The 25,793-nt window shown below is 70.0% G+C and carries 24 protein-coding genes; 5 read left to right on the forward strand and 19 right to left on the reverse strand.

All coding sequences use genetic code 11. The annotated features are described in order from the left end of the window. The 3 genes from ABN034_RS31515 to ABN034_RS31525 all read right to left on the reverse strand — a co-directional run bounded on the left by ABN034_RS31515 (position 1) and on the right by ABN034_RS31525 (position 3,274). A complete protein-coding gene (locus ABN034_RS31515) occupies positions 1-732 on the reverse strand; it encodes a phage holin family protein (protein WP_349694614.1) in 732 nt (243 codons plus the stop codon). Positions 733-918: 186 nt separating this feature from the next. Continuing rightward, positions 919-2,172, reverse strand: coding sequence for a Na+/H+ antiporter NhaA (gene nhaA, locus ABN034_RS31520; protein ID WP_349694615.1), 1,254 nt, complete (start codon positions 2,170-2,172; stop codon positions 919-921). A 223-nt stretch (positions 2,173-2,395) separates the two neighbouring features. Then, positions 2,396-3,274, reverse strand: a complete 879-nt coding sequence (locus ABN034_RS31525) for a TrmH family RNA methyltransferase (RefSeq protein ID WP_349694616.1) — start codon at positions 3,272-3,274, stop codon at positions 2,396-2,398. A 648-nt stretch (positions 3,275-3,922) separates the two neighbouring features. On the opposite strand from ABN034_RS31525, the gene ABN034_RS31530 reads away from it, so the two are divergent. The 4 genes from ABN034_RS31530 (at position 3,923) to ABN034_RS31545 (ending at position 8,208) form a co-directional block, all read left to right on the forward strand. Next, on the forward strand, positions 3,923-4,843 hold the full coding sequence (locus ABN034_RS31530; protein WP_349694617.1) for a coiled-coil domain-containing protein: 921 nt from the start codon (positions 3,923-3,925) through the stop codon (positions 4,841-4,843). Positions 4,844-5,052: 209 nt separating this feature from the next. Continuing rightward, positions 5,053-5,721: an MOSC domain-containing protein gene (locus ABN034_RS31535; RefSeq protein WP_349694618.1), complete on the forward strand. Its 669-nt coding sequence runs from the start codon at positions 5,053-5,055 to the stop codon at positions 5,719-5,721. 166 nt (positions 5,722-5,887) lie between these two features. Beyond that, entirely contained in the window at positions 5,888-7,492 is a 1,605-nt protein-coding gene (locus ABN034_RS31540) for a flavin monoamine oxidase family protein (protein WP_349694619.1), read from the forward strand. Then, entirely contained in the window at positions 7,489-8,208 is a 720-nt protein-coding gene (locus ABN034_RS31545; protein ID WP_349694620.1) for a Rid family hydrolase, read from the forward strand. The genes ABN034_RS31540 and ABN034_RS31545 overlap by 4 nt, the downstream gene beginning before the upstream one ends. A gap of 43 nt (positions 8,209-8,251) precedes the next feature. Here ABN034_RS31545 and ABN034_RS31550 read toward each other — a convergent pair whose 3' ends face one another. The 9 genes from ABN034_RS31550 to ABN034_RS31590 form a co-directional block, all read right to left on the reverse strand. Next, a complete protein-coding gene (locus tag ABN034_RS31550; RefSeq protein ID WP_349694621.1) occupies positions 8,252-9,157 on the reverse strand; it encodes a zinc-binding dehydrogenase in 906 nt (301 codons plus the stop codon). Positions 9,158-9,246: 89 nt separating this feature from the next. Next, entirely contained in the window at positions 9,247-9,708 is a 462-nt protein-coding gene (locus ABN034_RS31555; protein WP_349694622.1) for a hypothetical protein, read from the reverse strand. A 36-nt stretch (positions 9,709-9,744) separates the two neighbouring features. Continuing rightward, on the reverse strand, positions 9,745-11,712 hold the full coding sequence (acs, locus tag ABN034_RS31560; protein WP_349694623.1) for an acetate--CoA ligase: 1,968 nt from the start codon (positions 11,710-11,712) through the stop codon (positions 9,745-9,747). A 192-nt stretch (positions 11,713-11,904) separates the two neighbouring features. After that, complete coding sequence (locus tag ABN034_RS31565) at positions 11,905-12,273, reverse strand: bleomycin resistance protein (RefSeq protein WP_349694624.1); 369 nt, start codon at positions 12,271-12,273, stop codon at positions 11,905-11,907. Positions 12,274-12,426: 153 nt separating this feature from the next. Continuing rightward, entirely contained in the window at positions 12,427-14,115 is a 1,689-nt protein-coding gene (locus ABN034_RS31570; protein WP_349694625.1) for a monocarboxylic acid transporter, read from the reverse strand. After that, on the reverse strand, positions 14,112-14,450 hold the full coding sequence (locus ABN034_RS31575; RefSeq protein ID WP_349325703.1) for a DUF485 domain-containing protein: 339 nt from the start codon (positions 14,448-14,450) through the stop codon (positions 14,112-14,114). Before ABN034_RS31575 ends, ABN034_RS31570 begins: the two co-directional genes overlap by 4 nt. A gap of 376 nt (positions 14,451-14,826) precedes the next feature. Next, positions 14,827-16,581: a sodium/solute symporter gene (locus tag ABN034_RS31580; protein WP_349694626.1), complete on the reverse strand. Its 1,755-nt coding sequence runs from the start codon at positions 16,579-16,581 to the stop codon at positions 14,827-14,829. A 73-nt stretch (positions 16,582-16,654) separates the two neighbouring features. Continuing rightward, the gene (locus tag ABN034_RS31585; protein WP_349325701.1) at positions 16,655-17,056 is read right to left on the reverse strand and encodes a hypothetical protein; all 402 of its coding nucleotides are present in this window, start codon (positions 17,054-17,056) and stop codon (positions 16,655-16,657) included. After that, positions 17,053-17,796 carry a LytR/AlgR family response regulator transcription factor gene (locus tag ABN034_RS31590; protein WP_349694627.1) on the reverse strand — a complete coding sequence of 248 codons (744 nt, stop codon included), beginning with the start codon at positions 17,794-17,796 and terminating at the stop codon, positions 17,053-17,055. The genes ABN034_RS31585 and ABN034_RS31590 overlap by 4 nt, the downstream gene beginning before the upstream one ends. Before the next feature lie 345 nt (positions 17,797-18,141). Here ABN034_RS31590 and ABN034_RS31595 point away from each other — a divergent pair, with 345 nt between their 5' ends. Then, positions 18,142-18,681, forward strand: a complete 540-nt coding sequence (locus ABN034_RS31595) for a hypothetical protein (RefSeq protein WP_349694628.1) — start codon at positions 18,142-18,144, stop codon at positions 18,679-18,681. 39 nt (positions 18,682-18,720) lie between these two features. On the opposite strand, the gene ABN034_RS31600 is transcribed toward ABN034_RS31595, so the two are convergent. The 7 genes from ABN034_RS31600 to ABN034_RS31630 all read right to left on the reverse strand — a co-directional run bounded on the left by ABN034_RS31600 (position 18,721) and on the right by ABN034_RS31630 (position 25,380). After that, positions 18,721-19,908 carry a histidine kinase gene (locus ABN034_RS31600; protein WP_349325698.1) on the reverse strand — a complete coding sequence of 396 codons (1,188 nt, stop codon included), beginning with the start codon at positions 19,906-19,908 and terminating at the stop codon, positions 18,721-18,723. A gap of 88 nt (positions 19,909-19,996) precedes the next feature. Further along, on the reverse strand, positions 19,997-20,746 hold the full coding sequence (locus tag ABN034_RS31605) for a hypothetical protein (protein WP_349694629.1): 750 nt from the start codon (positions 20,744-20,746) through the stop codon (positions 19,997-19,999). Continuing rightward, positions 20,743-21,354, reverse strand: a complete 612-nt coding sequence (locus ABN034_RS31610; RefSeq protein WP_349694630.1) for a SigE family RNA polymerase sigma factor — start codon at positions 21,352-21,354, stop codon at positions 20,743-20,745. The genes ABN034_RS31605 and ABN034_RS31610 overlap by 4 nt, the downstream gene beginning before the upstream one ends. Positions 21,355-21,427: 73 nt before the next feature. After that, on the reverse strand, positions 21,428-21,913 hold the full coding sequence (locus ABN034_RS31615; RefSeq protein WP_349694631.1) for a hypothetical protein: 486 nt from the start codon (positions 21,911-21,913) through the stop codon (positions 21,428-21,430). A gap of 221 nt (positions 21,914-22,134) precedes the next feature. After that, a complete protein-coding gene (locus ABN034_RS31620; protein WP_349694632.1) occupies positions 22,135-22,911 on the reverse strand; it encodes an NUDIX hydrolase N-terminal domain-containing protein in 777 nt (258 codons plus the stop codon). Between the two features lie 42 nt (positions 22,912-22,953). Then, positions 22,954-23,877 carry a class I SAM-dependent methyltransferase gene (locus ABN034_RS31625; protein ID WP_349694633.1) on the reverse strand — a complete coding sequence of 308 codons (924 nt, stop codon included), beginning with the start codon at positions 23,875-23,877 and terminating at the stop codon, positions 22,954-22,956. A gap of 669 nt (positions 23,878-24,546) precedes the next feature. Beyond that, positions 24,547-25,380, reverse strand: a complete 834-nt coding sequence (locus tag ABN034_RS31630) for an HAD family hydrolase (protein WP_349694634.1) — start codon at positions 25,378-25,380, stop codon at positions 24,547-24,549. Between the last annotated feature and the right edge of the window lie 413 nt (positions 25,381-25,793).

Genomic DNA, 25,793 nt, shown 5'->3' on the forward strand with positions numbered 1-25,793 from the left:
TCACTCCGGCCGGTGTCCGCCTGTGTTGCCGCCTGTGTTGCCGCGGCCGACCATGCCTTTCGCTTCTTCGATCGAGTGGAGGGTGCGCTCAGGTCCTTTTGCCTTACGTACGCTGCGGAGACCGACGAAGGCGATGATTCCCGCCACCAGCAGGTAGACGACCCCGACGATCACGAAGGCCACCGCGGGATGGAAACCGGCGGCGACGAGACCGTAGCCGGCCGCGATCGAGAGCATGAGGAAAGCGACGTACGCAAGGAACCCGGCAGCGCCGAAGAGCCCGGCACCCTTGGTGGCGGCCCGTGCGCTTTCGCTGAGTTCGGCCTTCGCCAGCGCGATCTCACCGCGTACGAGTGCCGAAAGGTCACGGCTCGCACTCGCGACGAGCTGACCGAGGCTCCGCGCGTCGTCATCCGCCATCGCTCCATCATGCTCCGGAACGGCGCCCAATGGCTGGGTCTCCTGGCGTTCTCGGTCGCGCGCGGAGGCTTGGTCGGACCCGATCGCCTGATCCGGTACGGACGCCTGGTCATATACGGACGCCTGGTCAAATACGGACGCCTGGTCATATACGGGGGCCCGGTCGACGGGAGCGCCTGCCTGTTCGCCCGCGGCGGGCTGGTCGGGCGCGGACGGTTGATCGGGCGCGGACGGCTGCTCGGGGATGGCGGCGCGGCTCGCCTGCCCAGTCGGGTTGCCACGCTCCGCTGGCGTCTCGTCCTGCCCCGACATGATCACTCCTTCCGGCATCGTCCCCGCCGCGTCTCGTACGACCTGCCGTGCCGTGTCTCGTGCAGCCGTGCCGCGTCTCGTACGAGCGGGAGACGGGGCGGTCACCCACAAAACCGGCAGGCTGACGCCTCATCCCGTTCGTACCCACCGCGTCTTGGCCATGCACCCACCGGGCGGCCAGGTCGGTCATCCAGCCGGCGCGTTTCCGGAGGAACTGGAGGTATCGGCGGCCTGAGACGTCCGTTGCCGGAATCGCAACAAGACCGCCGCGGCGAGGGCAGCGATCAACGAGGCGAGCAGGACCGCGGCCTTGATCCGCGCCAGTCGAGCCGGCTCGTCCCCGAACGCCAGATCGCTGATCAGCAGGCAGACCGTGAACCCGATGCCGGAGAGGATCCCGACCGCGACGATGTCGCGCCAGGTCAGGTCCGGGCTGAGGTCGGCATGGGTGAGCCGGGCGGTGAGCCAGGCTCCGCCGAAGACGCCGACGCACTTCCCGACCACCAGGCCGACGATGACACCCAGTGCGGCCGCGTCGGTGCTCATCGCACCGAGCGCACTCGCCGTCACCGGCACCCCGGCTGCCGCCAGCGCGAACACCGGAACGGCCACACCAGCCGACAGCGGCCGGAGCCGGTGTTCGAGACGTTCGGCTGGTGAGGACTTCTCCTCCGGATCGGGTCGTACGCGGGTCAGGAGCCCCAGTGCGACGCCCGCAACAGTCGCGTGGATCCCGCTCTGGTAGGTCAACCACCACACGGCGAGGGCGAGCGGTACGTAGACGAGCGGGGTCCGCACCCGGCGATGCTGGAGAACGGCGTAGCCGCCCAACAGCACCACCGCCAGCGCCAGCGCGGCGAGGTCGAGCGACTCGGTGAAGAACACCGCGATGACGGTGATCGCGCCCAGGTCGTCCACCACCGCAAGCGTCAGCAGGAACGCCCGCAGAGCGGGCGGCAGCGCAGAACCCGCGACCGCGAGGACGGCAAGGGCGAACGCGATGTCGGTCGCCATGGGTACCGCCCAGCCGACGGTCGCCTCGACATCACCCATGCCGAGGACCAGACCGACGTACAGCAGGGCGGGTACGACCATGCCGGCGACTGCGGCGACGAGGGGCACCAGCGCCCGGGAGAGGTGACGCAGCGAGCCGGTGACGAGCTCGCGTTTCAGCTCGAGTCCGGCGACGTAGAAGAAGATCGTGAGCAGCCCGTCGGCCGCCCAACCCTCCAGCGTCAGCGGGCCGACCGAGAAGTGCCGGGCCTGCTCGTAGGTGTCGTGCCAGGGCGAGTTCGCCCACACGAGCGCGATGACCGCGGCGGCGAGCAGGAGGGCGCCCCCGACGGTCTCCTGCCGCAGCGCGTCGAGGAGGAACGGTCGCTCCTCCCGCTGGGGCGCGGCGAACAGGAAGGGACGGCGTGGCCGGGGTCGGCGCGGCATGGGGATGTCCTCGTGGGCGGCGGAGCGGATGTGGTCAGGGGAATCGTGACTGCGTCGCCGACCAGGCTTCACGGCGCACCAGTTCCAGGCTACCGATGCACATTCCGCGTCGGAAATCGAAGCGGAACGCCTGGTGCTCGCTCGAGGGGACCGTTCGCTCGAGGGGACCGTTCGCTCGAGGGGACCGTTCGCTCGAGGGGACTGCTCGCTCGAGGGAACGCAGTCACGCCCGCGCCGCTGACCGGCGCTGGCGCCGTGCCTCGTAGCACATGATCCCTGCCGCGACCGAGGCGTTGAGGGAACTCGCCGCGCCTGCGATGGGGATGCGCGCGACCACATCGCAGGACTCCCGCCACGCCGCGCTCATCCCGCGCAGTTCGTTGCCGACGACCAGCAGGCGAGCCCCGGTGAGGTCGGCCACATCGACGTCGAACTCACCCGACTCATCCGTCCCCACCACCTGGAGGTCGACACCTCTCGTCGAACGGAGTTCGGCGACCCAGGCCAGCACGTCGCGAGGCGAGCCCTGGCGTACCACCGGCAGGGCGAACAGTGAGCCGGTGCTCGCCCGCACCGCCCGCGGGTCGTACACGTCGGCGGCGTGTCCGGTGACGATCACCCCGCACGCACCGAACGCGTCGGCCGAGCGGACGAGGGTCCCGATGTTGCCCGGGTTGGCCGGCCGGTCGAACAGCAGCACGAGACCGTCCGGTGGTACGACGATGCGGTCCAGCCGGTCCGGTGGCATCTCGGCGACCGCGATCAGTTCGGGCGCGCCGGCGGCCTTGTCGCCGAGCTCGGCCAGGAGCGGAGGGGCGACGTCGACGACCTGGGCGGCGTGCTGCCCGCCCGTCGCCCGCGCGATCAGGTCCGTCGCCCACGCCGACAGGGGAGTGTCGGTGGGGCGGAGGAGTGCCCGGAGTGGCCAGCCGTGGTCGACGGCCAAGGTGATCGGTCGTACGCCGTGGACGAGGAACTCGCCGGCCTGGTGCCGCTTCGTACGGTTGTCCAGCAGCGCCTGCCACTGCTGGAACCGCGCGTTGCGCGTGCCGATCCGGCGCTCCCTCGCGGGGGAGCCCGACCTTCCTGCCTTGCGTGACACGGTTCCCGATGCTGGCACACGGCGCCCCCGGTGCGCCGAGCGGGAGTGACTCGTCAGAGATCTTCACAGACTGGGCCATATCGACCGAAACCGGCAAAGTAGGTGTGTCGGCCGGCTGCCGGCGATCGCGCACCGCGGCTGTTTCCACTGATGACGTCCAGGTGAATTCCTCCACCGTCGTACGAACGAACCGCCGTCCGGCCGGGGAGCTCCCGCGGGACGCAACCGCTGCCACGACGTGAGAACGCGTCTGTCGCCTGCCCGCCGCGGACCGGGTGAACGCCCGTCCCGCGACGTGTCTGGTGAGGAGCGAACCCCCTCCACCACGGTCGTGAAGCCCGCTCGCAGCGTGCTCGTAACCCGCTCCATGGGATGCATCCGCCCCCTGGTGGGTCCATGGCTTGGGTGGCTAAGATCGCACGCACGCCGCCGCGGCCCACGTCGGGCAACCCGCGAGCAGGCGTGTCAGATGCTCGCAACCATAGGAGTTGGTGGTGTTGCACTCACGGTCATTCGCGAGAGTGCTGACCAACCCACCTGGTGACGCGAAGACCGGTGCCGCACACGATCGTGTGACGGCTTCGATGTCATTCGTCCGCGAGTAGCTGTGTCCCATTGTCGCCGCCGCACCATAGAGGACGAGAGCACATGAGTGACACAACCACCGGCGCCTTCCGATTGGTGCGTCGGGGCTATGAGCCATCCCAGGTCGACCACCGCATCAGGCATCTCAACGAGGCTGTGGACGCCTCCCGCCGTCAGTCGGTTGAGCTGGCCAGGCGGGTGGAGGAACTGGAAGCCAAGGCGTCCAGCCGAAGCGACGACTCGAAGGGGTCGGAGCCGTCGTTCGCCGAGTTCGGCGAGCGGATCGGCCGCATCCTCGCACTGGCCGAGGAGGAGGCAGCCGACCTGCGTTCGGTTGCGGCCGCCCAGGCCGACGAGGTACGCCAGGAAGCCCAGCAGGCCGCCATCGAGATCCGCAAGGAAGCCGAGCGTTACGCGGGCGAGAAGCGCAAGGAAGCCACCGGCGAGGCCGAGGAGATCGTCGGCGAGGCCAGGGACCGGGCGGGCGAGATCGTCGACGCCGCCGAGCACGACGCGGTGGCGCGCCGCGAGGAGGGCGAGGCCGTCTTCGAGCAGCAGCGGGCGAAGGCCGCCCAGGCTGCCGCCGACCTGGAGAAGACCCTGGCGCAGCGCCGGGAGCGTGCCGAGCAGGACCTCGTCGAGCGCACAGCAGCCGCCGAGCAGCACCTGGCCGCGGTGCTCGAACGCTCCGAGCAGACCCACGCCGAAGCCGAGCGTACGCACGCCGAGGCGATGCAGAAGGCCGAGCGCGCCGTCGACGACGCCCAGCGCAAGGCGCACGAGATCGTGTCCGAGGCAAAGACCCGGGCCGACCGGATCCGCAGCGAATCCGACCGCGAGCTCAAGGCGCTCACCCAGCGGCGGGACAGTATCAACGCGCAGCTGTCCAACGTGCGCCAGATGCTCGCCACGCTGTCCGGCACGGACCCGTCGGCTCTGCTCGGTGCCGCCGGACTGAGTGGTGACCAGCAGCCGGCCAAGTAGGGCTCGTAACCCGTCCGAGCACGGGTGTCGGGCATAGTCTCGGGCAACTGAGCGTTGCCCTCGTGAGGGCTCCGGTTCGCCGACCCGCACGAGAACGCTGTGCGGCCGGGGGTACCTGCCAGGACGATCCGTCCGAACCAGGTGCCTCCGGCCGGTTGTTTGTTGCCAACGGCCAGGCGTCGGTTGGCCCGAGACCTGTCGAGGTGGACATGGCGTACCTGCTGTCGGTCAATGTCGGGAAGTCGCGGCCCAACCCGCACAAGGACGTCGGCGTCACCGGCATCGACAAGCGGCCCAGCGACCAGCCGGTCGAGGTGCGCGCGCCGGGGCCGAAGGGCGGCGGGCTCGGCAGCGGGCTCGTCGGTGACTTCATCGCCGACCGGAAGAATCACGGCGGCGACGACCAGGCGGTCTATGCCTACGCCCGGGAGGACCTTGACGCCTGGGCGGCGGAGCTGGGGCGTCCACTCTCCAACGGTTCGTTCGGCGAGAACCTCACCACCACCGGGCTGGACGTCACCGGCGCCCGGATCGGCGAGCGGTGGCAGGTGGGCTCCGAAGTCGTGCTGGAGGTGGCGGTCCCGCGGATCCCGTGCGCGACGTTCGTCGGCTGGCTGGGTGAGCGCGGGTGGATCAAGACCTTCACCCAGCGCGCGATTCCTGGTGCCTACCTCCGGGTGGTCTCGCCGGGTCGTGTCGGACCGGGTGACGAGGTGGCCGTGGTCGAACGACCCTCGCACGACGTCACCATCGGTCTGGTCTTCAGGGCGTTGACCCTCGAGCCGGAGCTGCTGGCGAAGCTGCTGGTGGCGGAGGCACTTCCGGAGGATGTCCGGGATCGCGCCCGCCGCCGGTTGCCGTTCGCTCTCGACGACTGACGCGCATCGCTTGTGCGAGCGGTGCCCCAGCGGCGCCGCTCCACGCCGCGTCGTACCCCGGCCGAGAGGCCGTGAGCATTTCACAACCGTCGCGGAACGGTTGTGATATTTGTGCGCAACACCCGCCCCCCACGGTTGATGCCGTCGTCAATCGTTGGAGGGGTGGATGAAAACAGGCGGGACGCGACGCGACTTCCTGAAGGCCGTCGGTGTGGCTGGGGGAGCAGGCGTTCTGTACGAAACGATGGGCGCGCTCGGTCTGGCGCCCACGCCGGCACAGGCGGCGGTTCAGGACTTCGCACCTCCGCGTGCGGCAGACCTCAAGACCAGCGGCCGAGGCGCACCGAAGGTCCTGGTCCTTGGTGCCGGCATCGCCGGACTCACCACGGCGTACGAACTCGGCAAGGCTGGCTACACATGCCGGGTCCTGGAAGCCAAGGGCCGCCCGGGTGGTCGCAACTGGACAGTGCGTGGTGGCACCGAGCTACGCGATCTCGACGGGCACGTGCAGCGGGCCAGCTTCTCCAAAGGCGAGTACATGAACGCCGGTCCGGCGAGGATCGCGCAGTCGATGGTGACGCTGGACTACTGCCGCGAACTCGGAGTCGCCCTGGAGCCGTTCGTCAACCAGAACGCGGATGCGTACATCCACCACGACAACGCGGGCGCCCTCAGTGGGAAGTCGACGCGCTGGCGGACCGCGAAGGCGGACGTGTACGGCTATGTCTCGGAGCTTCTCGCCAAGGCCACCGACCGCGGTGCGCTCGACGCCGAGCTGAGTTCGCAGGACAAGGAGCGGGTGCTTGCCTTCCTGCGGGATTTCGGTGCGATCGGCGGCAAGGACCAGAACTTCGCCTACACGGGGACAAGCCGACGCGGCTACACCGTCGAGCCGGGCGCGGGTGACGAGGCGGGCACCGTCCTCGGTCCTCCGCCGTCGATGACGGACGTGTTCGCGAGCCTGTACGGCAGGAGGTTCTCGTTCGAGTTCGGCTACGACCAGGCGATGATGATGCTGCAGCCGGTGGGCGGCATGGACCGGATCGCGTACGCGCTGGCCGAGGCGGTCGGCAGCGAGCGGATCTCCTACCGCTGCGAGGTGAAGAGCATCACGGACCTCGCCGAGGGCGTCGAGGTGACCTACACCGATGCGGGCGGGCGGGAACGCGTCGAGCGGGCGGACTACTGCGTGGCGACACTCCAGCCGATGGTGCTGGCGAAGATCCCGCACAACCTCGGCGCCGATGTCAAGGCGGCCTTGACATATCCCGTGGCGAACCCGGTCGGCAAGATGGGTCTGGAGTACACCAGCCGGTGGTGGGAGGAGCGCGACCGCATCTACGGCGGGATCACGCCGACGGACCTCGACATCGCCCAGATCTGGTACCCGTCGTACGGCTTCCACGGCAAGCGCGGCACGCTCGTCGGCTACTACCACTTCGGTGCCAACGCGACGGCGTACGGCCAGCTCACACCGGCGCAACGCGTCGAGCGCGCGGTCGCTGCCGGAGTGAAGATCCACGGTGAGGTCTATCGCTCGAAGCTGGCCTCGACCTTCTCGGTGGCCTGGCACCGCACACCGCACATCGAGGGCGGCTGGGTGTCGTGGCCGTCCCGCACCAGTGGGGAGTACGCCCTGCTCAACAAACCGGCTGGACACGTCTACTTCGCCGGCGACTGGCTGAGCTACTTCATCGCCTGGCAGGCGGGCGCTTTCGACTCCGCGCGCAAGGTCGTGACCGAGCTGCACGAGAGGGTGATGGCGGCATGAGGCGAGGAGACGAACGCGACTGGCTCTCGGCGGGTGGAAACGTCCGCCGGGCCGCCCGGATGCGGCGGCCGGCTGGGATGCGGCGGGTGCTGGCGGCCGCATGCGTCGGGGTGGCGGTGCTCGGGACGGCGACGGCCGCTACCGCCGGCGGTGTGATGCCGCGGCCGAAGGAGGTCCGCGTCATGCTGCCGCCGGACAACTCCAACCCCGCGATCGCGAACGGCGTCGCCACCGGTTCGGAGGTGGCGTTCTACACCTCCAGCGGGCTGGGCCCCGCGCAGGCGAATCCTTCGGCGCCTGCCGGATCGCCGGAGCGGTGCACGGATCCGTCGCTGTTTCCAGGCGGCACCTGGCCCGAGGGCGTCACTGTGACCGAGGCGCAGGCGCTCAGTGCCCTGTCGCGCATCACCGAGAACCTCGCCGCGGCCGGACTGACGGTCGACGACGTGATCACGATGAAGGCGTACCTCATGCGACCGGCCGGCGCCTCGGCGGCCGACTATGCGGGCTGGAATCGGGCGTACCGACAGTTCTTCGCCAACATCGACCTGGCGACCGGGCAGGTCGTTCCCGTCCCGTTCGGCACCGGCGAACCTGGACCACCGCTCGTTGCCACGAAGGCGCGTCCGGCGCGGGCGACCACCGAGGTGGCCGGCCTCGCCGTGGGCTGCTGGCTGGTCGAGGTCGAGGTGATGGCGGCCTATCGGTCCCGGTGACGTGTCCCCGGCCGGGTTACGCGTTGTGGCCCGGCCGAGGCGGTCAGGTGATGTCGAGGACGGCCTTGCCGGCGACTTGGCGCCCGACGAGTGCGTCGGCAGCCTCCTCGGCTCGCTCCCAGCTGCCGCGCCAGCCGATCTGCGGATCCAGCTTGTCGGCCGCGAGGAGGCCGACAAGATAGCCGAGGTCGCCGGCGAGATGGCCGCCCATGGTGAACGCCTCGATGCTGCGACGGATCCCGACCGTGGCGTACGGCGCGAAGACGGTCGGCTCGTTGGCGGTGCCGCCGATGGACTGGAGTGAGCCGTTCTCGGCGAGGAGGGCGAACGCGTCGGCCAGCTGCTGGCCGCCCACGTTGTCGATGACGCCGCGTACCGGCTGGTCGATGCCGTCCAGGCCGACGACGATCTGCGCCGCACCGATCTCGGTCAGCCCGGCGCCGCGCTCGGGGCGGCCGACGCTCGCGATCACCTGGGCGCCGGCGATGGCCGCCAGCTGGACGGCGAACCTGCCGACACCACCGGACGCGCCGGTGACGAGGATGCGTTCGCCGGCGATGAAACCGAACCTGCGCAGTGCCCGCAGGGCCGTCACCCCGGCGACCGGAAGCGCACTCGCCGCGCCGAGGTCGACGCCGTCCGGTACGACCGCCATCTCCGCCGTGTCCGCCGCACGGAGTTCCGCCCAGGCGCCCTGGCCACCGAACGTCACGACGCGGGACCCTTTGGCCGGCCCGGATCCGTCGCTCGCGGCCCGGACCAGCGTGCCGGCGCAGTCCCAGCCGAGGACCGTGCCCGGGACCTGGTGCTTGGCGCCGCTCAGCTCGCCGTAGTTGAGGGACGTCGCGGCGACCTTGACGAGGGCCTGCCCCGGCGCGGGGACAGGTTCGGGTGCCTCGGCGAGGCGGAGACCATGTGGTGCGGAGGGATCGGCGACAAGTGCACGCATCAGGATCACATCCTGGTGATCGGGGTCGGGTCGAGGTGGTCGATGTCCGGGTGGTCAACCCGCGGTCGCGGGCCGGCATTCCCAGGGTGTCAGCCGCGATGGGCGGCAACGACGCCGAGGGCGAAGGCGGCGCCGACGAGGGCCAGCAGTGCGTACGCCGAACGCCGGAACCTCACCCGCACGCCGTTGCGCTCCTCCGGCAGCGCGAACACCCGCCGCGGCCACTGCCGCCACGACACGTCGACGAAGACGGCCAGGGCAGCGAGGAGGAGTACGCCCTTGGCCGCGTGGATCCCGAGCGCGAGGGGCCGCTCGGGGTCGGCCGCGACGAGCAGGAGCGCACCGCCGGTGAGGGCGAGGGCGCCGATCAGTGCGAGCACCTTGGACCGGTTACCGCTCGCCATCGTGGTGAGGAACGCCTCGTGGGCCTCCTCATCCGTACCGAAGAATCGCGCGGCCTTGGGCTGCACCACGGCGAGGCTGTAGACCATCCCACCCACCCACGCGGTCGCCACCCCCACATGCGCGAGCAGGAGAACGATCCGCAGCATCAGGTGCGACTCCCGTCGCCATGATCATGACGCACCCTACTCGTCGTCGGAAACTGCGCCCGGCTTGGCGAGGTTGGTCCGGATCAGGTCCATGACCGAGGAGTCGGTGAGCGTGGTGACGTCACCCAGCTCACGGTTCTCGGCCACGTCGCGCAGCAGCCGCCGCATGATCTTGCCCGACCGCGTCTTGGGCAGCTCCTCGACCACCAGGATCTGCCGGGGCTTCGCGATCGGCCCGATCTCGCTGGCCACGTGGTCGCGCAGCACCTTCGCGATCTCCGGGCCGCCGTCGGCAGCGGCGCCGCGCAGGATCACGAACGCCACGACCGCCTGACCGGTTGTCGGGTCGGTGGCCCCGACCACTGCCGCCTCGGCCACCTTGGGATGCGACACCAACGCGGACTCGATCTCGGTCGTCGACAGCCGGTGGCCGGAGACGTTCATCACGTCGTCGACCCGGCCGAGCAGCCAGATGTCGCCGTCCTCGTCCTTCTTGGCACCGTCACCGGCGAAGTAACGGCCGGGGAAGCGGGACCAGTACGTGTCGACGTACCGCTCGTCGTCGCCCCACAGCGTCCGCAGCATCGACGGCCACGGCTCGGTGAGCACGAGATAACCACCCGAGCCGTTCGGCACCGGCGTGCCGGCGTCGTCGACGACGTCCGCGCTGATGCCCGGCAGCGGGGTCATCGCCGCACCCGGCTTGCCGCTCGTCACGCCCGGCAGCGGCGTGATCATGATCGCACCGGTCTCCGTCTGCCACCAGGTGTCGACGACGGGCGTACGGTCGCCGCCGACGTGGGTGCGGTACCAGATGTAGGCCTCGGGGTTGATCGGCTCGCCCACGCTGCCCAGCAGGCGCAGGCTGGACAGGTCGAACTTGGCCGGGATGTCCTCGCCCCACTTCATGAACGTACGAATGGCGGTGGGCGCGCAGTAGAGGATCGTCACACCGTACTTCGCGACAAGCTCCCACCAGCGGCCCTTGTGCGGGGTGTCGGGCGTCCCTTCGTACATCACGCTCGTCACGCCGTTGGCCAGTGGACCGTAGACGATGTAGGAGTGGCCGGTGACCCAGCCGATGTCGGCGGCGGTCCAGTAGACATCGGTCTCGGGCTTGACGTCGAAGACCGCCCAGTGGGTCCATGCGACCTGGGTGAGGTAGCCGCCGGTCGTGTGCAGGATGCCCTTCGGCTTGCCGGTGGTGCCGCTCGTGTACATCACGTAGAGCGGGTGCTCGGCGTCGAACGCCTCCGGCGTGTGCTGGTCACTCTGGCGCTCCACGACATCGTGCCACCACACGTCGCGGGGCTCGGTCCAGTCGACGTCCTGGCCGGTCCGGCGTACGACGAGAACGCTCCGGACGTCGGGGCACTCCGCCAGTGCCTGGTCCACCTGCGGCTTGAGCGCGCTCGGCGCGCCGCGGCGGTAGCCGCCGTCGGAGGTGATGACCACGCGGGCGTCGCAGTCCTGGATCCGGTCGCGGAGGGCGGTCGCGGAGAAACCGCCGAACACGACCGTGTGCGGGGCGCCGATCCGGGCGCAGGCGAGCATCGCGACGACCGTCTCCGGGATCATCGGCATGTAGATCGCCACCCGGTCGCCGGCCTTGACGCCCAGCTCCACCAGGGCGTTGGCGGCCTTGGAGACCTCGCTCAGCAGGTCGGCGTAGGTGATCGTGCGGGTGTCGCCCGGCTCGCCCTCCCAGTGGAAGGCCACCTTGGCGCCATTGCCCGCCTCGACATGGCGGTCGACACAGTTGTACGCGGCGTTGATGCGGCCACCGACGAACCACTTCGCGAACGGCGCGTTGGTCCAGTCGAGGGTGGTGTCCCATTCGCGTTCCCAGTGCAGCCGACGGGCCTGCCGCTCCCAGAAGGCGAGGCGGTCGGCGCGGGCCTCGTCGTAGGTGGCCGCACCGACGTTCGCCCGGGCGGCGAGCTCGGGCGGCGGCGGGAACCGGCGATCCTCATGCAGAAGGTTCGACAGTGCTTCGCTGCTCACGGGTCGCTTCCCCTCTCTTGCCTTCGCTCATCCGGTCCGGATCGGATTGCTCCGCTGACCCTAACCCTCCGGGTCCGTCCAGGTCAGCAGGCCTGACCCCGGCCGGCGTTGATCAACGGTGGTCGAAACGGACATCACCGGTCCCACGCGTCCGCTTCTGGCACCGATGATCAACGCCGGCCGCAGGTGTGATCAGCCGCCCGCCGCCGCGAGGTGGACGCAGTTGCCGGCCGGGTCGATGACGACGAACTCCCGGCCCCACGGCTGCTCCGATATCGCGGTGATCACCGTGCCGTCGACCTCGCGGTCGGCCGGCACATGTCGAGACCATTCCGCGTGCAGGTCCTCGACGTTGTCGACGCGGAGCCAGGTCATGGTGTTGTCGGGGACGACCTGATCCTGGACCGAGGCGATGAAGATCTCGATGTCGTCGCGCCGCACGATCGCGAAACCGTCACCGACGATGCCGCCATCGAATCCGAGCTTCTCGACCCAGAACTTCGTATTCGCTTCGACGTCGACCGCGGCGAGGACGGGTACCGCTTGGGTGAATCGAGCCATGTCAGCTCTCCTGTCTGCCTGTGGTCCGCATTCCAGGCAGCTCGGGCGGGTCGATCCGCTTCCGGGCTCGGCGGCCATCGGCCGGCTCGTCGAAGGTAGCTCGGCGGCGATGACGAGATACCTCCGACAAGTCCGCCTGCAGGTCGTACCTCCTCAGTGGGGTACGGCAGCTTCCGCACCGGAACCGGTCAGCGACCGGACTTCGAGCTCGGCGTACCGCGCCTCCGCGTCCGGATCCTTCGACAGCACCGTTCCGAGCCAGCCGAAGAAGAACCCGAGTGGGATCGACAGAATGCCCGGGTTCTCCAGCGGGAACCACGAGAAGTCGACGCCCAGGGGGAAGAGCGAGCCGTTGGAACCGTCCGGAAGCACCTTGCCCGACACGACCGGTGAGAAGAACACCAGCACGATGGCACTGACGAGACCGCCGTACATGCTCCACACCGCGCCCTGGGTGTTGAACCGCTTCCAGAACAGGTTGTAGATGATCGCCGGCAGGTTCGCCGACGCAGCCACCGCGAACGCCAGCGCCACGAGGAACGCGACATTGAGCCGCTGCGCAGGAATCGCCAAGGCGATCGCCACCGCACCGATGACGAAGGCGGCGATCCGTGCAGTGCGTACCTCCTGTTTCTCGGTCGCCTGTCCACGCTTCATCACGTGTGCGTAGATGTCGTGCGCGAACGACGATGCCGAGGTCAACGTGAGCCCGGCGACCACGGCCAGGATGGTCGCGAAGGCCACCGCCGCGATCAGTGCCAGCAGCACCGCGCCGCCCGTCGACCCCGCGCCACCACCGGCCGCCTGGGCGAGCAGCGGTGCCGCGACGTTGCCGGCGGTCGCCGCGACCTGCGAGTCGGGTCCGGTGTCGAGGAGCGCCGCCGCGCCGAAGCCCAGCACGAGCGTCATCAGGTAGAACGACCCGATGATGCCGATCGCCCACTGCACCGAGGTACGCGCAACCCGCGACGTCGGCACCGTGTAGAAGCGGATCAGGATGTGGGGGAGTCCGGCGGTACCCAGGACGAGCGCCAGGCTGAGCGACAGGAAGTCGATCTTCGACGTCAGCGAGACGCCGTACTTCAGGCCGGGCTCGAGGAACGCCTGACCCTTCCCGCTGTTGCTGGCCGCGCTGCCGAGAAGCTCGGACAGGTTGAAGCCGAACTTCGCCAGCACGATCGCGGTCACGAGAATCGTGCCGCCCATGAGCAGGACCGCCTTGACGATCTGCACCCAGGTCGTGCCCTTCATGCCGCCGACCGTGACGTAGAAGATCATCAGCGCGCCGACGAGCACGATGGTGAGGTTCTTGGCGAGGTCTCCTGTCACGCCGAGCAGCAGCGCGACGAGCGAACCCGCACCGACCATCTGGGCAAGCAGATAGAAGATCGAGACGCCGAGCGTGGAGACCGCGGCCGCCGTGCGGACCGGGCGTTGCCGCATGCGGTAGGCCAGCTGGTCGGCGAGTGTGAACCGGCCGGAGTTCCGCAGCAGCTCCGCGACGAGCAACAGAGCGACCAGCCAGGCGACCAGGAACCCAATGGAGTAAAGGAACCCGTCGTATCCGCTCAGGGCGATCGCACCGGAGATGCCGAGGAACGATGCCGCCGACATGTAGTCACCGGAGATCGCCATACCGTTCTGGAATCCGGAGAACGAACGACCGGCGGCGTAGTAGTCGGCGGCGGTCTTGTTCTGCCGGCTCGCCATCAGCGTGACATACAACGTGATGGCGACAACCAGCAGGAAGAGCACGATCGTGAGGGTCCGGTGGTCCGAGGCGCCCGGCGCGGTCGCGAGGGGCGTCGTGGCAAGAGCCGCCGTGGCGAAGAGTGCGCTCATCCGTCAACCGCCTTCCGGAACTTCGCGACGAGCTCGTCGGCCTTGGGGTCGAGCTGCCGGCGTGCGTGCCGGCTGTAGAGCCAGGCGATGACGAACGTCGACGCGAACTGCAGCAGACCGAACACCAGCGCGACATTGATGTTGCCGACCACCTTGGTGTTCATGAAACCGGTCGCCCAGCTGGCACAGATGACATAGAGCAGGTACCAAGCCAGGAAGGCGATCGTCCATGGAAACGCGAAGCCTCGATAGCGTCGCCTGAGTTCGGCGAAGTCGTCGCTTCGTGCGATTTCGGCGTAAGCCTCGTGCTGCCTGACCGCCGTTGGTTCAGACACGTTACCCACCTCCTGCGGATGTGATGTGCCCGTCACACGATCGCGGCCGAGGGTAGGTGGCCCGCCGGGTCCACGGGAAGCAGCCGCTCCGCACGGCGCGGTGAATGGCGTCGGTGATGCGACGTGCGGACGCCGTACGACGACGAGCGGTCGACCAGCCCGTGCGGTCCTCGGGCGGTCGCGGTCCTGGCGGGCCGGCGAATGACCACGCTGAGCAGGTCTGCGGCACCTGGAGAAGGTGGCGACACCTGTCCGGGCTACCACTGGCATGGGCAGCGTGGTCATTCGCGGCAGCCGGGCGGCTGCGGGACTACGCCGGGGCGGCTGCGGGACCACGCCGGGGCGGCTGCGGGACTACGCCGGGGCGGCTGCGGGACTACGCCGGGCGACCTCGACCTCGACCTCGGCCCCCACCGCTGCCGCGGTCGAGGTCGAGCTGCTCTGGCGCGTGCAGGCGCACCATCGTCCGGGCGACGTCGGGCGGTGTGTGCCGCGAGAGCAGGGACGCGACGATCATGACGCCGAACGCGAGGGGGACCGTCCACGCGGCCGGTTGGGCGAGGAGGACGGCGGTCCAACCGTCATGGTCCGCGACGAGGGTGGCCACCACCGCTGCCCCGGCCAGCGTCCCGCCGGTGACCAGTCCCGCGATCGCGCCGATGTGCGTCAGCCGGCGCCACCAGATGCCCAACACCAGCAGGGGACAGAACGTCGACGCCGCCACCGCGAAGGCCAGCCCTACCGCGCTGGCCACGCTCAGCCGTTCCGCCGCCAGGGCCAGCGCCACCGGCGTCGCGACGGCGGCGACGGCGGATGCCCGGAACCCGGTGATCCCGCCGAGCCGGCGCCGGACCAGGTCCTGGGAGAGTACGCCGGTGACCGAGACCGCGAGCCCTGACGACGTGGACAGGAACGCCGCGAACGCGCCCGCCGTCACCAGCATCCCGAGAAGCTGACCGCCTGTCCCCGGAACCAGGCGTTGCGGGAGTTCCAGTACCACGGCGTCCGTCCGTCCGGTGAGGAGCAGGTCGGGTGCATAGATCCGACCGAGCGCGCCGTAGATCGCCGGGAAGAGATAGAACCCACCCAGCAGGCAGAGCACGACGAGCGCCGTCCGCCGGGCTGTGCGTCCGTCCGGGTTGGTGTAGAAGCGGACCAGGACGTGCGGAAGTCCCATCGTCCCCAGGAAGGTCGCGAGGATGAGGGAGTACGTCGCGTAGAGCGGATGCTCCTGGCCACCACGCAACGGCTGGATCCACGACGCGTTGTCGGTGGAGCGGAGCCGCTCGGCGGTGGGAATCGTCGTACCGGCAGGGAATCGGAGCGCCGTGCCGGCCGCCACGTCGTGGTCGCCCCGGGCGAGTCGGACCCGGGCACCGTCCCGTCGCGTGCCGTCGAGCACCCCGTCGACCCGGACGGCGGCCGGCGCTTCGACGACGATCGTGACATCGGTCTCGACGCGGACGGTCGTGGATTCCGAGAACGTCGGCACCTGCTGGTCGGTGACCTCGGGCGCCCCGTCGGTGCGCCAGGCGAGGATGAGGAACGCCACCGGTACGGCGATCGCGGTCACCTTGAGCCAGTACTGGAACGCCTGGACGAAGGTGATGCTCCGCATCCCGCCGGACAGCACGTTGACGAGGACGACGCCGCCCACCACGAGTCCACCCGCCCACGCGGGCGCCCCGGTGACGATCTGGAGGGTGAGCCCGGCGCCGCGGAACTGCGGCATGAGGTAGAGCCAGCCGATCAGGACCACCAGCACACTCGCCACCCGCCGCGCGGCGCCGGACTCCAGGCGCGCCTCGGCGAAGTCGGGCAGCGTGTACGCGCCCGAGCGGCGCAGTGGACCCGCCACGAGAACGAGCAGGACGAGATAGCCGGCGGTCCAGCCGACGGGGTACCACAGCATGTCGGCGCCGTAGGCCATGATCAGGCCGGCGGCGCCGAGGAATGACGCGGCGGAGAGGTACTCCCCGCTGATCGCCGAGGCGTTCCAGGTGGGCGAGACCGTGCGCGAGGCGACGTAGAAGTCCGACGTGGTCCGGGAAAGCCGCAGTCCGTACGCACCGATCGCGAGGGTGAGCACTGTCACGGTGACGACGGCGAACGCGCCGGCGGCCGGGCTCATCGATGGCTCCTGACGGTTCGCTCGCGGGGGACGGGCGACGCGCTACCTCGGACCCTACGTGCGGGCGCCATCGTCAGGACCGCTCCACCAGCTCGGCGAACTCGCGTTCGTTGCGTTCGGCGTGCCGGACGTAGAACCACGCGGCCGCGATGAGGGCGGGGTGCACCACGACGCCCAGCAGGAGCCACGGCAGCGGCAGCCCGAACGCGTCAACCGCGCCGAGACCGGGCGCGACCGCGAAGAGCAGCGGCAGGCCGAGCAGGAGCGCTCCCACCACGGCGAGGACGAGCAGCCCGAGCCGGAGCTGTACCCGGATCAGCGAGCTCATGTAGACCTGCCCGAGCGAGGTCTGGGCGTCGATCTCCTGAGCGGCGTACTGCCGTTGACGCAGGGACGCCCGCATCCGCGGGCTGGTCACGACGACGCGTCTCGCCTGGTCGCCCCGTCTCGTCCGGTCGGGCCGTGGCTGGGTCATCGCCCCTCACCCCGGCCCGGCCGCGCGCGCCGGACCAGCAGCTCGCGAAGCTGTGCGGTGTGCCGCCTGCTCACCTGGAGCTCGGCGTCGCCCACCTGCACCACACAGCGTCCCGCGTCGAACCGCACCTCCGAGACGTACGGAAGGGCGACGAGCAGGCGTCGGTGGATGCGGACGAAGCCGGCCTCCTGCCATTGGTCGGCCAGGGTGGCCAGCGAGGCCCGCACCAGGTGGCTGGCGTCGCCGGTGTGCAGGCGGGCGTAGTCGCCGTGGGCCTCGACGTACCGAACCTCACTGCGGGGGACGAAGCGCGTCACGCCGCCGAGCTCGACCGGGATGGTCTCCGCATCGGCGGGCTCTCGTCGGGCGGCCGGGCCGTTGGCCCGCTCGACCACCCGGCGAATGGCATCGGTGAGGCGTTCCGGGCGTACCGGCTTGAGGAGATAGTCGACGACCTCCAGCTCGAACGCGTCGACAGCGTGTTCGTCGTAGGCGGTCACGAAGACCACGGCGGGGGCGTGGGTGAAGCGCGCCAGGACGCGGGCGAGTTCGATCCCGGTCAGACCGGGCATCCGGATGTCGAGGAAGATCGCGTCGACGGGTTCGCGTTCGAGGGCGCGGAGCGCGTCGGCGCCGCTCTCGGCGGTCAGGATCTCGCCGATTCGCTCGTCGAGGCGGAGGAGGTAGGCGAGCTCCTCCCGAGCGGGGAGCTCGTCGTCGACTACCAGGACGCGCAGCATGACGGGACTCTACGGCGGTCCGCCCCGATCACGCCTCGATCACGGCCTCGGTCCTGTCTCCCTCGGTCCGCCTCCCCTCGGTCCTGCCCCTCCTCGTCCGCCTCCCCCTCGCTGCCGCGGCTTTCCGTGGGCAGACCTCGGGCGGCAGCTGCTGGCTACGCCTTGCTACCAGAGAGGAACGCTTCGCCACAGGACCGCATCAGCCGGACCACAGCGTGGCCACAGCCGGCCCGGCTAGGAATGGCCACCAGAAACCGTCTCACCGGTCTTTCGCGGGCCGGCCGGGGCCGGCCCGGACCCTGCCGGCCGCGGACTGGACTGGAGGCGGGCAGAGCGGAGGACGACATGGCGGGCGCGTCGCAGGGCGGAGGGGTGGGTGCGCCGGAAGGTGGCAGAACGAGTGCGAGCGGGGCGGGATGGGGCCGGGCGACCACCCGCGCCGGTACGCCGGCTCAGCCGCCCGATGGGCCATACTCCAAGGTCGACGGCCGGCCAGCGCGACGCCCGCTGGCGGGCCGACCATCGAGCAGGCCCTCCGAGGAGTTGATCGACGTCCCGACCGATCCGGCCGTCGCCGACGTCCTACGCGAGGTCATCCGGCAGGACGCCGTACGCACGGACCAGCCGGAGCGCGCCGAACTCGCCCGCGAGGCCCTCGCCGGCCGCGTCAAGGTGAGCGACGTCCCGTGCTACGTGGCGTACGCCAAGATCCTGTCGACCGGTCTCGACGGCTACGTCGAATGGCGGGACGACCTGTCCGAGGCCGAGCGGGCGAAGCACGCACAGTCGGCGTTCGACTATGTCGCGTCCGTCCGTACCGAGGCCACCCTGATCCTCCCGCCGAAATTCCAGCATCGGCCTGACGAGCGAGCGGAGTCGGCCTGACGCCGGAAGCAGACAGGTCGGGGCGGGGAGGGCCAGCGCTCAGGTCGTGGCGCGGACGCCGGGATGGAACTTCGGCACCCGCATGCTGACCTTCGTCCCGGCACCCTCGGCCGTCTCGACGACAAGGCCGTACTCGTCGCCGAACACCGCGCGCAGCCGCTCGTCGACGTTGCCGAGGCCGATCGAGTCCGAGCCCGGGTCACCGGCGAGCGTCCGGCGTACACGGCCAGGGTCCATTCCCACGCCGTCGTCCTCCACCGCGATCAGGCACTCGTTGCCCATGTCGGAGGCGTCGATCGTGATCCGCCCGGTGTCGGGTTTGCCCTCCAGGCCATGGCGTACGGCGTTCTCGACCAACGGCTGCAGGCTCAGGAACGGAATCGCGACCGGCAACACCTCCGGCGCCACCCGGAGCGTCACCTGCAGCCGCTCGCCGAACCGGGCCTTCTCCAGCAACAGGTACCGGTCGATCGAGCGCAGCTCCTCCGCCAGGGTCGTGAAGTCGCCGTGCCGCCTGAAGGAGTACCGGGTGAAGTCGGCGAACTCCAGCAGCAGGTCGCGGGCCCGCTCCGGATCGGTGCGGACGAACGACGCGATCGCCGTCAGGGAGTTGTAGACGAAGTGCGGCGAGATCTGCGCCCGGAGCGCTCGTACCTCGGCCTCCATCGCCCGCGTCCTCGACCGGTCCAGCTCGGCGAGCTCGAGCTGTCCGGACACCCAGCGGGCCACCTCCGTGGCGGCCCGGACCAGCCCGGCGGAGGTCTCCCGGCTGTAGGCCTGCAGCGTCCCCACCACCCGATCGTCGACAGTGAGTGGCGTGACGACAACGTGGCGTACGGGACAGTCGGGCTCACCGCAGGCGACCTGCTCAGGGCCCAGGGCGTCGGTCCGACCCTGCCGCAGCGATCCCTTGGCGAGCGGGACCGCCTGTACGTCGTGGCGGTGGTTGCCGGCGCCGTCCCAGGCCAGGAGGCGTTCGGCATCGGTGAGGGCCACCGCCGCGGTGCCGAGCAGAGCCCGCAGGTGCCGGGCGGCGCGTTCGGCGCTGCCGTCGTTCAGTCCGGCCCGCAGGGGAGGGGACGCCAGCGAGGCGTTGTGCAGCGTACGGAACGTCGCCTGGTCGGCAGGCGTGCCGAAGTGCCGGCGACGGCGCACCAGCCGGGCGAGTACGACCGCCGCCGCGACCACGACCAGCCCGACCGCGAGCGGGGGTAGGAGCTCCCTCACGCCGGACACGGTACGACGTCCGGTGACCTCAGCGTCCGAGTCCGAGCCGGCTCGGCCCGCGATGCGACGGCCGGTTCCTCGACGCGCTCTACCGAGTGACCAACCGGTCGCCCGCCAACCGGAAGTCGTACGCCTCAGTGCACTTGGGGTCCTCGAGGGAGGTGAGCCGGACGCGGACCTGCGCCGCGATCGGCTTGACGCCCGGAGCTCCACCCGCGCGGGCGTTCACGACGGTGAGCTCGCACACGCCCGGTCGGCTACGTGCGTCGACGGGCCAGCCGCCGACCGCCCCGACGACCGCCCTGTCCGTGCCGAGCGGCGTCCAGGTGCCGTCACTCCAGCGGTACGGGCGGAGCCGCACCGTCGCGCCATCTTCGTACCGCCTGCCGTAGACCAGTTCGAGCCGGACCCGCAGGTCGTCGCCGGCCGTCGCCACGGCGAGCGTGGGTCGACGGGCGAGGGGGCCAGGTGCGCCCGCCGCGGGTGTCGGCGGCCTGGAGGGCCCGGTCGCCTCGCCCGGCCGTGCCGTGTCGGCCGGCCCCGTCGTGTCTGCGGGGTTCGGTCCAGCGACGGGCAGGGATCGGACGAGGTGCGGCATGAACAGCACGCCGAACGTGGCCGCCGCCGCGGTGACGGTGGCAAGTGCGAGCATGAAGGTACGCCTGGCCCGACGGTTCGTCCGTCCCGCCGACCGGCCCGCGTCGAGCCGGCGGTGCACCTTGCTCCACGCGTCCGGACTGACGTGGGCACGGGCGGCGTCGGCGTGCAGGGCTGACCTGAGCCGGCGCTCGAGATCGTCGGAGGCCCGCGGGTCGGGGGAGGTCCTCGGGTCGTTCATCGGTCCTTCGCCCTTCTGGTCGGGTCGAAGTCGAGCGGTGCCGACGGTGCGCTCCCGAGCTCCTTGGCGAGTAGCCGGAGGGCGCGGTGCGTCTGGCTCTTCACGGTGCCGACCGAGATGCCGAGGATCCTCGCGGTCTCCTCCTCGGACAGGTCGGCGTAGAACCGCAGGACGATGCACTCCCGCTTTCGTAGCGGCAGCTTGCGTACGACCTCGGCGAGGTCCAGCGCGGTGCTCCGGTCGTCATCCGGGGGAGGCACGGGCTCGGGCCGCGTGGGCGGGTGACGCCACTCGAGTACCCGCCGCCGGTGGCGTTGCCGGACCAGATTGACGAGGGTCGTACGCAGATAGGCCGGGGCCGCCTCCGGCGCCCTGAGCGTGGCAAGGCGGGGCCATGCCCGGACGAACGCGTCCTGGGCGAGATCCTCGGCGACGTCCCTGTCACCGGTCATGACGTAGGCGAGCCGGGTCAGGTCGGCGTACCTCTCGGTGAACAGGCGTACGAGAGCGGCCCCGCCGCCCGCCGCCCCCGCGCGTTCCACCATGAAGGGCGGGTATCGCTGGGACTCGTCGGTCTCTTCGCCGCTGGCCTTCGGTGCCGCGCTCATCTGCCCGCCGCCCCCCGATCGTCACGAGGACGTGGCGGCGGACATGAGGAGGCGTCGGCTTTTCGGTCGGCGTTCATCTGTCCACCAGGCGCCCGCGCTCGATCCGGAACCGTGCGGTGGTGGCACAACCGGCGCTCGGCCCGTAGCTGAGGACGACCGCGGCACTTGGCTCCGGGGAGTCGGCGACCGACAGTTCACACACCCCGCCCGGGTCGGTCACGGTGTTCCAGAACCACGCGGCATCCTTGTCCGGAACCACTTGCCGGCGACCGACGGAGACCCACGTACCTTCCCGTCGGACGAAGCCGGCGACCTCGACCGTGGCCGTCGGCATCGCGCTCTCGTCCGCCTTGCGAGCGATGAACGCGACCCTGAACTCCCCTGCTGTCGCGGCCGCGATCTCCTTCTCCGCGACGTCCGGAGCGGCGGCGCGGGCGCTGGTGGGCGTCGTCGCCATCGACAGTGCCGGGACGAGGAGGGCGGCCGCCGCGAACCATCCGATCGCCCGGTGGGTTCGGCCGTGCGTAGGCCATGGGATCCGTACACCTGACGCTCCCACGTCGGTCACCTCCCTCGACTCTCCTGGGCGCGGACATTCTGGCGCGACTTGACGGGCGTCAGCCTGAACGATGCCTACCTCGGGCGAAAGGTTGCCGCCGCCAGGTCACCGTTCTCCGTCGACCACGCGGAACCGTCGAGGGCCTGGTGCCGCCGGTCGGGTCAGTCGAAGCCGGCCGCCGGTCAGTTGAAGCCAGCGAGGTCAGTCGAAGGCAGCCGGGGTCAGTCGAAGTCGGTCGGGCGAGCGGGGTCGCGGTGGTGGGCCAACAGCGTCGCGAGCTGCGCAACTGTCGAACGGGCGGTGGAGAGTTCGGGCAGTTCGTCGAGCCGGAAGAACCCGACGTCCGTGGTCTCGCCGTCGAGGCCGGCCCTCGGTGCCGCGTCGTCGACGCGTTCGACCATGAAGAACAGCTTGTAGATGTGCCACGGGCTCCGCGCGTGGCCGTTACGACGCGAGCCGTCGTGGACAGCGGCCAGCTTCGCCGCGCGGACCGCCAGCCCGGCCTCCTCGCCGAACTCCCGCTCCACCGCCTCGGCCGGGGTGTCCATCGCGTCGGCCCAACCGCCCGGCAACGTCCACCGGCCGTCACGCGCCTCCTGGACCAGCAGGATCCTGCCGTCCTCGACGAGGGCGCCGCGCACGTCGACCTTCGGCGTGGCGTGCCCGGCCTCGGCGGCGAGCGCGGCGCGGAAGCCCGCCGGGTCGGAGCCGGACAGCATTCCCATGATCTCGGCCGTGATGGCGTGGATACGTTCGTAGCGGGCCGTCTCGTAGCGATCGGGCTGGTAGTTCAAGCCGTTGCGCGCGAGGGCGGCCAGTTCGACGAGGAGTGCGTGGAGGCGCGGTCCGTTGGCATCGCTCTCGGCCGGTTTGTCGTCGCCTCCGTTGGCGGCGGCGGTCGCGCTACCCGCGCCGCGCGTGCTGCCGGTGCCGCGCGTGCTGCCGGCGCCCGCGCCGCCTGCTTCGGGCCCAGTGCTGAGCTCAGGGTCCGGCGTCATGGCGCAAGTCTCTCAGGACGGACTGGCGCCGTACCGATCCGGCTACCGCCTCGTCCGGGTTCGGTAGCAGGTGGTGATGTACGGCATCACGAGCCCGTCCGGCTGCCGTGCCGTCACGTCGTACAGCTCGCCGACCTGGTGCAGGACCTCCTGCCGCTCACCGGGCGGAAGGGTCGCGACGTAGGAACGGGAGGCGACGAGGTGGAGCAGCCCGTCGCGGTCGAGCTTCTGCCAGAGCCGGAACCCGGCGTACTCCGGCGGGGAGAACAGCCGGCTCCACTCGAGCTTCTCGATCAGTTCCTCCGCCTGGCGGGCCTCGATCCGCTCGGCGGCCGCGAGCAGGCTGGACAGCTGGCGTACCCAGGGGACCGACTCGTCGCGGTAGTTCCAGAGCAGGCCGAGCGTGCCGCCCGGCTTGAGGACGCGGGCGATCTCCGCCAGAGCCACATCGGTGTCGAACCAGTGGAAGGCCTGCGCGACCACGACCGCGTCGGCGCACGACTCGGCGAGCGGGATCTTCTCGGCGACCGCCTGCACAGGGGTCGCGGTCGGCACCTGGCGTACCAGTCTGGCGAGCATGGGGCCCGCCGGCTCGACCGCGATGACCCGGTGGCCGTGGTCGACGAGGGCGGTGGTGAGCTTGCCGGTCCCGGCCGCGAGTTCGACGACCGTTGCGGGCTCGCTACCGGGCACGGTGGCATCGGTGCGGCTCAGGCCTACCTGGCCGTCGCCATAGTCGGTGTCGGCATAGCCAGCGGGATAGTTGGTACGGTCCTGATCGGCCATCGCGTCTGCCGTGGCATAAAAGTCGAACGCGCTCGGCGGGTCGTCGGCCTGGTCCGGCTGGAGATAGTCGGCCAGGAGCCAGTACGCCGCCTCGGGCGGATAACCCGGCCGGCTCCGCTCGTAGACGTCGGCGACGGATCCGAAAGACCGGCTCCGCGACCACCGTACCGACTCTTCCATGGTGCCGCGATGCTACGCGAAGCAGACCGGTCCGCGCGGTTTCGGGTGATCAGGACGTCCGTCCAGCCGGCGGCCCGGCAGGATCGGCCAGCTTCCGTCGACCGCGCCGAGGGGCGGGCGGGTACCGGCGGTACGGGTCGCCATGCGACGGGCGGGCGGGGCGAGGCGGTGGCGGTCGCAAGGGAAGCGGCAAGGGTTGTCGTCGTACGGCCGACAAGGGCGCGGCGATGGATGGTCGCCGGCCACCGCGATGAGGTGAGGGAGCTGTGGTCAGGCGGGAGATGTGGTCAGGCGGGAGATGTGATGAGGAACCGAAAGCCGCTGGCCCTCATGCCGACGGCGCTCCCTCTCGGAGAGCGCCGCCGCGAGCGCGTCACGTCGGGTTACCAGGCGTGCAGCTCCTCTAATGTCGTTCCAGGCAAGCCTGGAATCGACCGCCCTTAAGGATGGGCTTGATCGCCGCGTGGGTGCCCGTGTGCCGCGCACGTCTCGTGTCGATCAGAAGGTGTGTGCCAATTACTTCTGATCCCACGGGACATACTTCATTTCTACGACCTTCGCCATCGAGAGTGAAGACCTTCGGACAAGATCTTTTAGTTTTTCTCCGCTGCTCGACTGATGACGCGGATCTTTCGTACGCGGTGGCCTTCGGCACATCGTTTGAGAGCCTCAACGTTGGTCCCGGGACGCACCGCGTCGGATGACCCACAACAGTGCCATCGCGACGCCGGCACCCAGCGCGGCGGCGGTCAGGACAGGGCGATTGATCCCAAGCCTGGAACGCTTCGGCACCACGACCGGTCGGCTGAACCGCAACACCGGCCAGCCTCGTTGAGCCGCCGTCCGTCGCAGTGCGCGGTCGGGATTGACGACGTAGGGATGGCCGACAGCCTCGAGGAGCGGCAAGTCGGTGATCGAATCGGAGTACGCATAGCAGCGGGACAGGTCGTAGTTCCGCGAACGCGACAATTCCTTTACGGCCGAGACCTTGTTGTCGCCGTAGGAATAGAAGGTGATCTCTCCGGTGTATCGGCCTTCCGCGACGGCCATGCGCGTCGCGATCACCAGGTCCGCGCCCAGCATTCTGCCGATGGGCTCGACGACTTCCTGGCCGGAGGAGGAGACGATGACGATATCGCGCCCTGCCGAACGATGTTCGTTGATGAGCGTCACAGCTTCGGCATAGACGAGGGGCACGACGACATTGTGCAAAGCCTCTGCGACGATGTCCTTGACGATGCTGACGTCCCAGTTCGTGACCAGACGCGAGAGATGTGAACGGACCTTCTCCATCTGGTCGTGGTTGGCCCCGCCCAACAGGTAGACGAACTGCGCGTAGGCCGAACGCACGACGGCGCGCCGGTTGATCAGGCCGCCCTTGTAGAAGGAACGGCTGAAGGCGAGCGTGCTCGACCTGGCCAGGATCGTCTTGTCCAGATCGAAGAACACGGCGGTCAGGTGGTCGGGGGAGCCCTCGATGGCGCGGGGGTCGGCGTTGGTCATCGCTCCAGAGCCTAAGCGTCAAGAGAAATCTGTGCGCGGGATTGGTGGACATTCCGGGCCAACCCGTGCGTATTCGGTGGCTGTCGCCAGCAAAGTTCAGGTCTCAATACCCTACGGGGATTGGCGAGCTGCTTCTTTCTGGGTCACACTGGGAGCGAGCCGTGCGAGTTTTGCCGGCTCTTCAGAAGGGAACCTGATTCTCAGCGGCACACCCGCCGCTGGTGCCGGCCCCTCGCTCTGGCGAGTCGCGGCCAGGGACAGCCCCCGCTCTCCCCCCCGGCGGGGGCTGTCGCCTCTTCACCTCCACCTTCGCCTGCCCGGCTTCGAACGTTGCCTACGACGCCAGGACCTTCTCTGCCACGCGGGGACCGTTCATGGGTTCGGCGTACCGGATCGGTGCTGCGCAGAACTTG

It is taken from the genome of Actinopolymorpha sp. B11F2, from assembly GCF_040195635.1.
Lineage (GTDB): Bacteria > Actinomycetota > Actinomycetes > Propionibacteriales > Actinopolymorphaceae > Thermasporomyces.

Coding starts and splice junctions, on each gene's coding strand:
- ABN034_RS31540 (WP_349694619.1), top strand. CDS start 5,888: ATGAAAACAGGCGGGACGCGACGCGACTTCCTGAAGGCCGTCGGTGTG.
- ABN034_RS31565 (WP_349694624.1), bottom strand. CDS start 12,273: ATGGCTCGATTCACCCAAGCGGTACCCGTCCTCGCCGCGGTCGACGTC.
- ABN034_RS31555 (WP_349694622.1), bottom strand. CDS start 9,708: ATGCTGCGGATCGTTCTCCTGCTCGCGCATGTGGGGGTGGCGACCGCG.
- ABN034_RS31585 (WP_349325701.1), bottom strand. CDS start 17,056: ATGACCCAGCCACGGCCCGACCGGACGAGACGGGGCGACCAGGCGAGA.
- ABN034_RS31550 (WP_349694621.1), bottom strand. CDS start 9,157: ATGCGTGCACTTGTCGCCGATCCCTCCGCACCACATGGTCTCCGCCTC.
- ABN034_RS31595 (WP_349694628.1), top strand. CDS start 18,142: ATGGCGGGCGCGTCGCAGGGCGGAGGGGTGGGTGCGCCGGAAGGTGGC.
- ABN034_RS31535 (WP_349694618.1), top strand. CDS start 5,053: ATGGCGTACCTGCTGTCGGTCAATGTCGGGAAGTCGCGGCCCAACCCG.
- ABN034_RS31545 (WP_349694620.1), top strand. CDS start 7,489: ATGAGGCGAGGAGACGAACGCGACTGGCTCTCGGCGGGTGGAAACGTC.
- ABN034_RS31570 (WP_349694625.1), bottom strand. CDS start 14,115: ATGAGCGCACTCTTCGCCACGGCGGCTCTTGCCACGACGCCCCTCGCG.
- ABN034_RS31625 (WP_349694633.1), bottom strand. CDS start 23,877: ATGGAAGAGTCGGTACGGTGGTCGCGGAGCCGGTCTTTCGGATCCGTC.
- ABN034_RS31605 (WP_349694629.1), bottom strand. CDS start 20,746: ATGAACGACCCGAGGACCTCCCCCGACCCGCGGGCCTCCGACGATCTC.
- ABN034_RS31530 (WP_349694617.1), top strand. CDS start 3,923: ATGAGTGACACAACCACCGGCGCCTTCCGATTGGTGCGTCGGGGCTAT.
- ABN034_RS31630 (WP_349694634.1), bottom strand. CDS start 25,380: ATGACCAACGCCGACCCCCGCGCCATCGAGGGCTCCCCCGACCACCTG.
- ABN034_RS31590 (WP_349694627.1), bottom strand. CDS start 17,796: ATGCTGCGCGTCCTGGTAGTCGACGACGAGCTCCCCGCTCGGGAGGAG.
- nhaA (WP_349694615.1), bottom strand. CDS start 2,172: ATGCCGCGCCGACCCCGGCCACGCCGTCCCTTCCTGTTCGCCGCGCCC.
- ABN034_RS31515 (WP_349694614.1), bottom strand. CDS start 732: ATGTCGGGGCAGGACGAGACGCCAGCGGAGCGTGGCAACCCGACTGGG.
- ABN034_RS31580 (WP_349694626.1), bottom strand. CDS start 16,581: ATGAGCCCGGCCGCCGGCGCGTTCGCCGTCGTCACCGTGACAGTGCTC.
- ABN034_RS31610 (WP_349694630.1), bottom strand. CDS start 21,354: ATGAGCGCGGCACCGAAGGCCAGCGGCGAAGAGACCGACGAGTCCCAG.
- ABN034_RS31620 (WP_349694632.1), bottom strand. CDS start 22,911: ATGACGCCGGACCCTGAGCTCAGCACTGGGCCCGAAGCAGGCGGCGCG.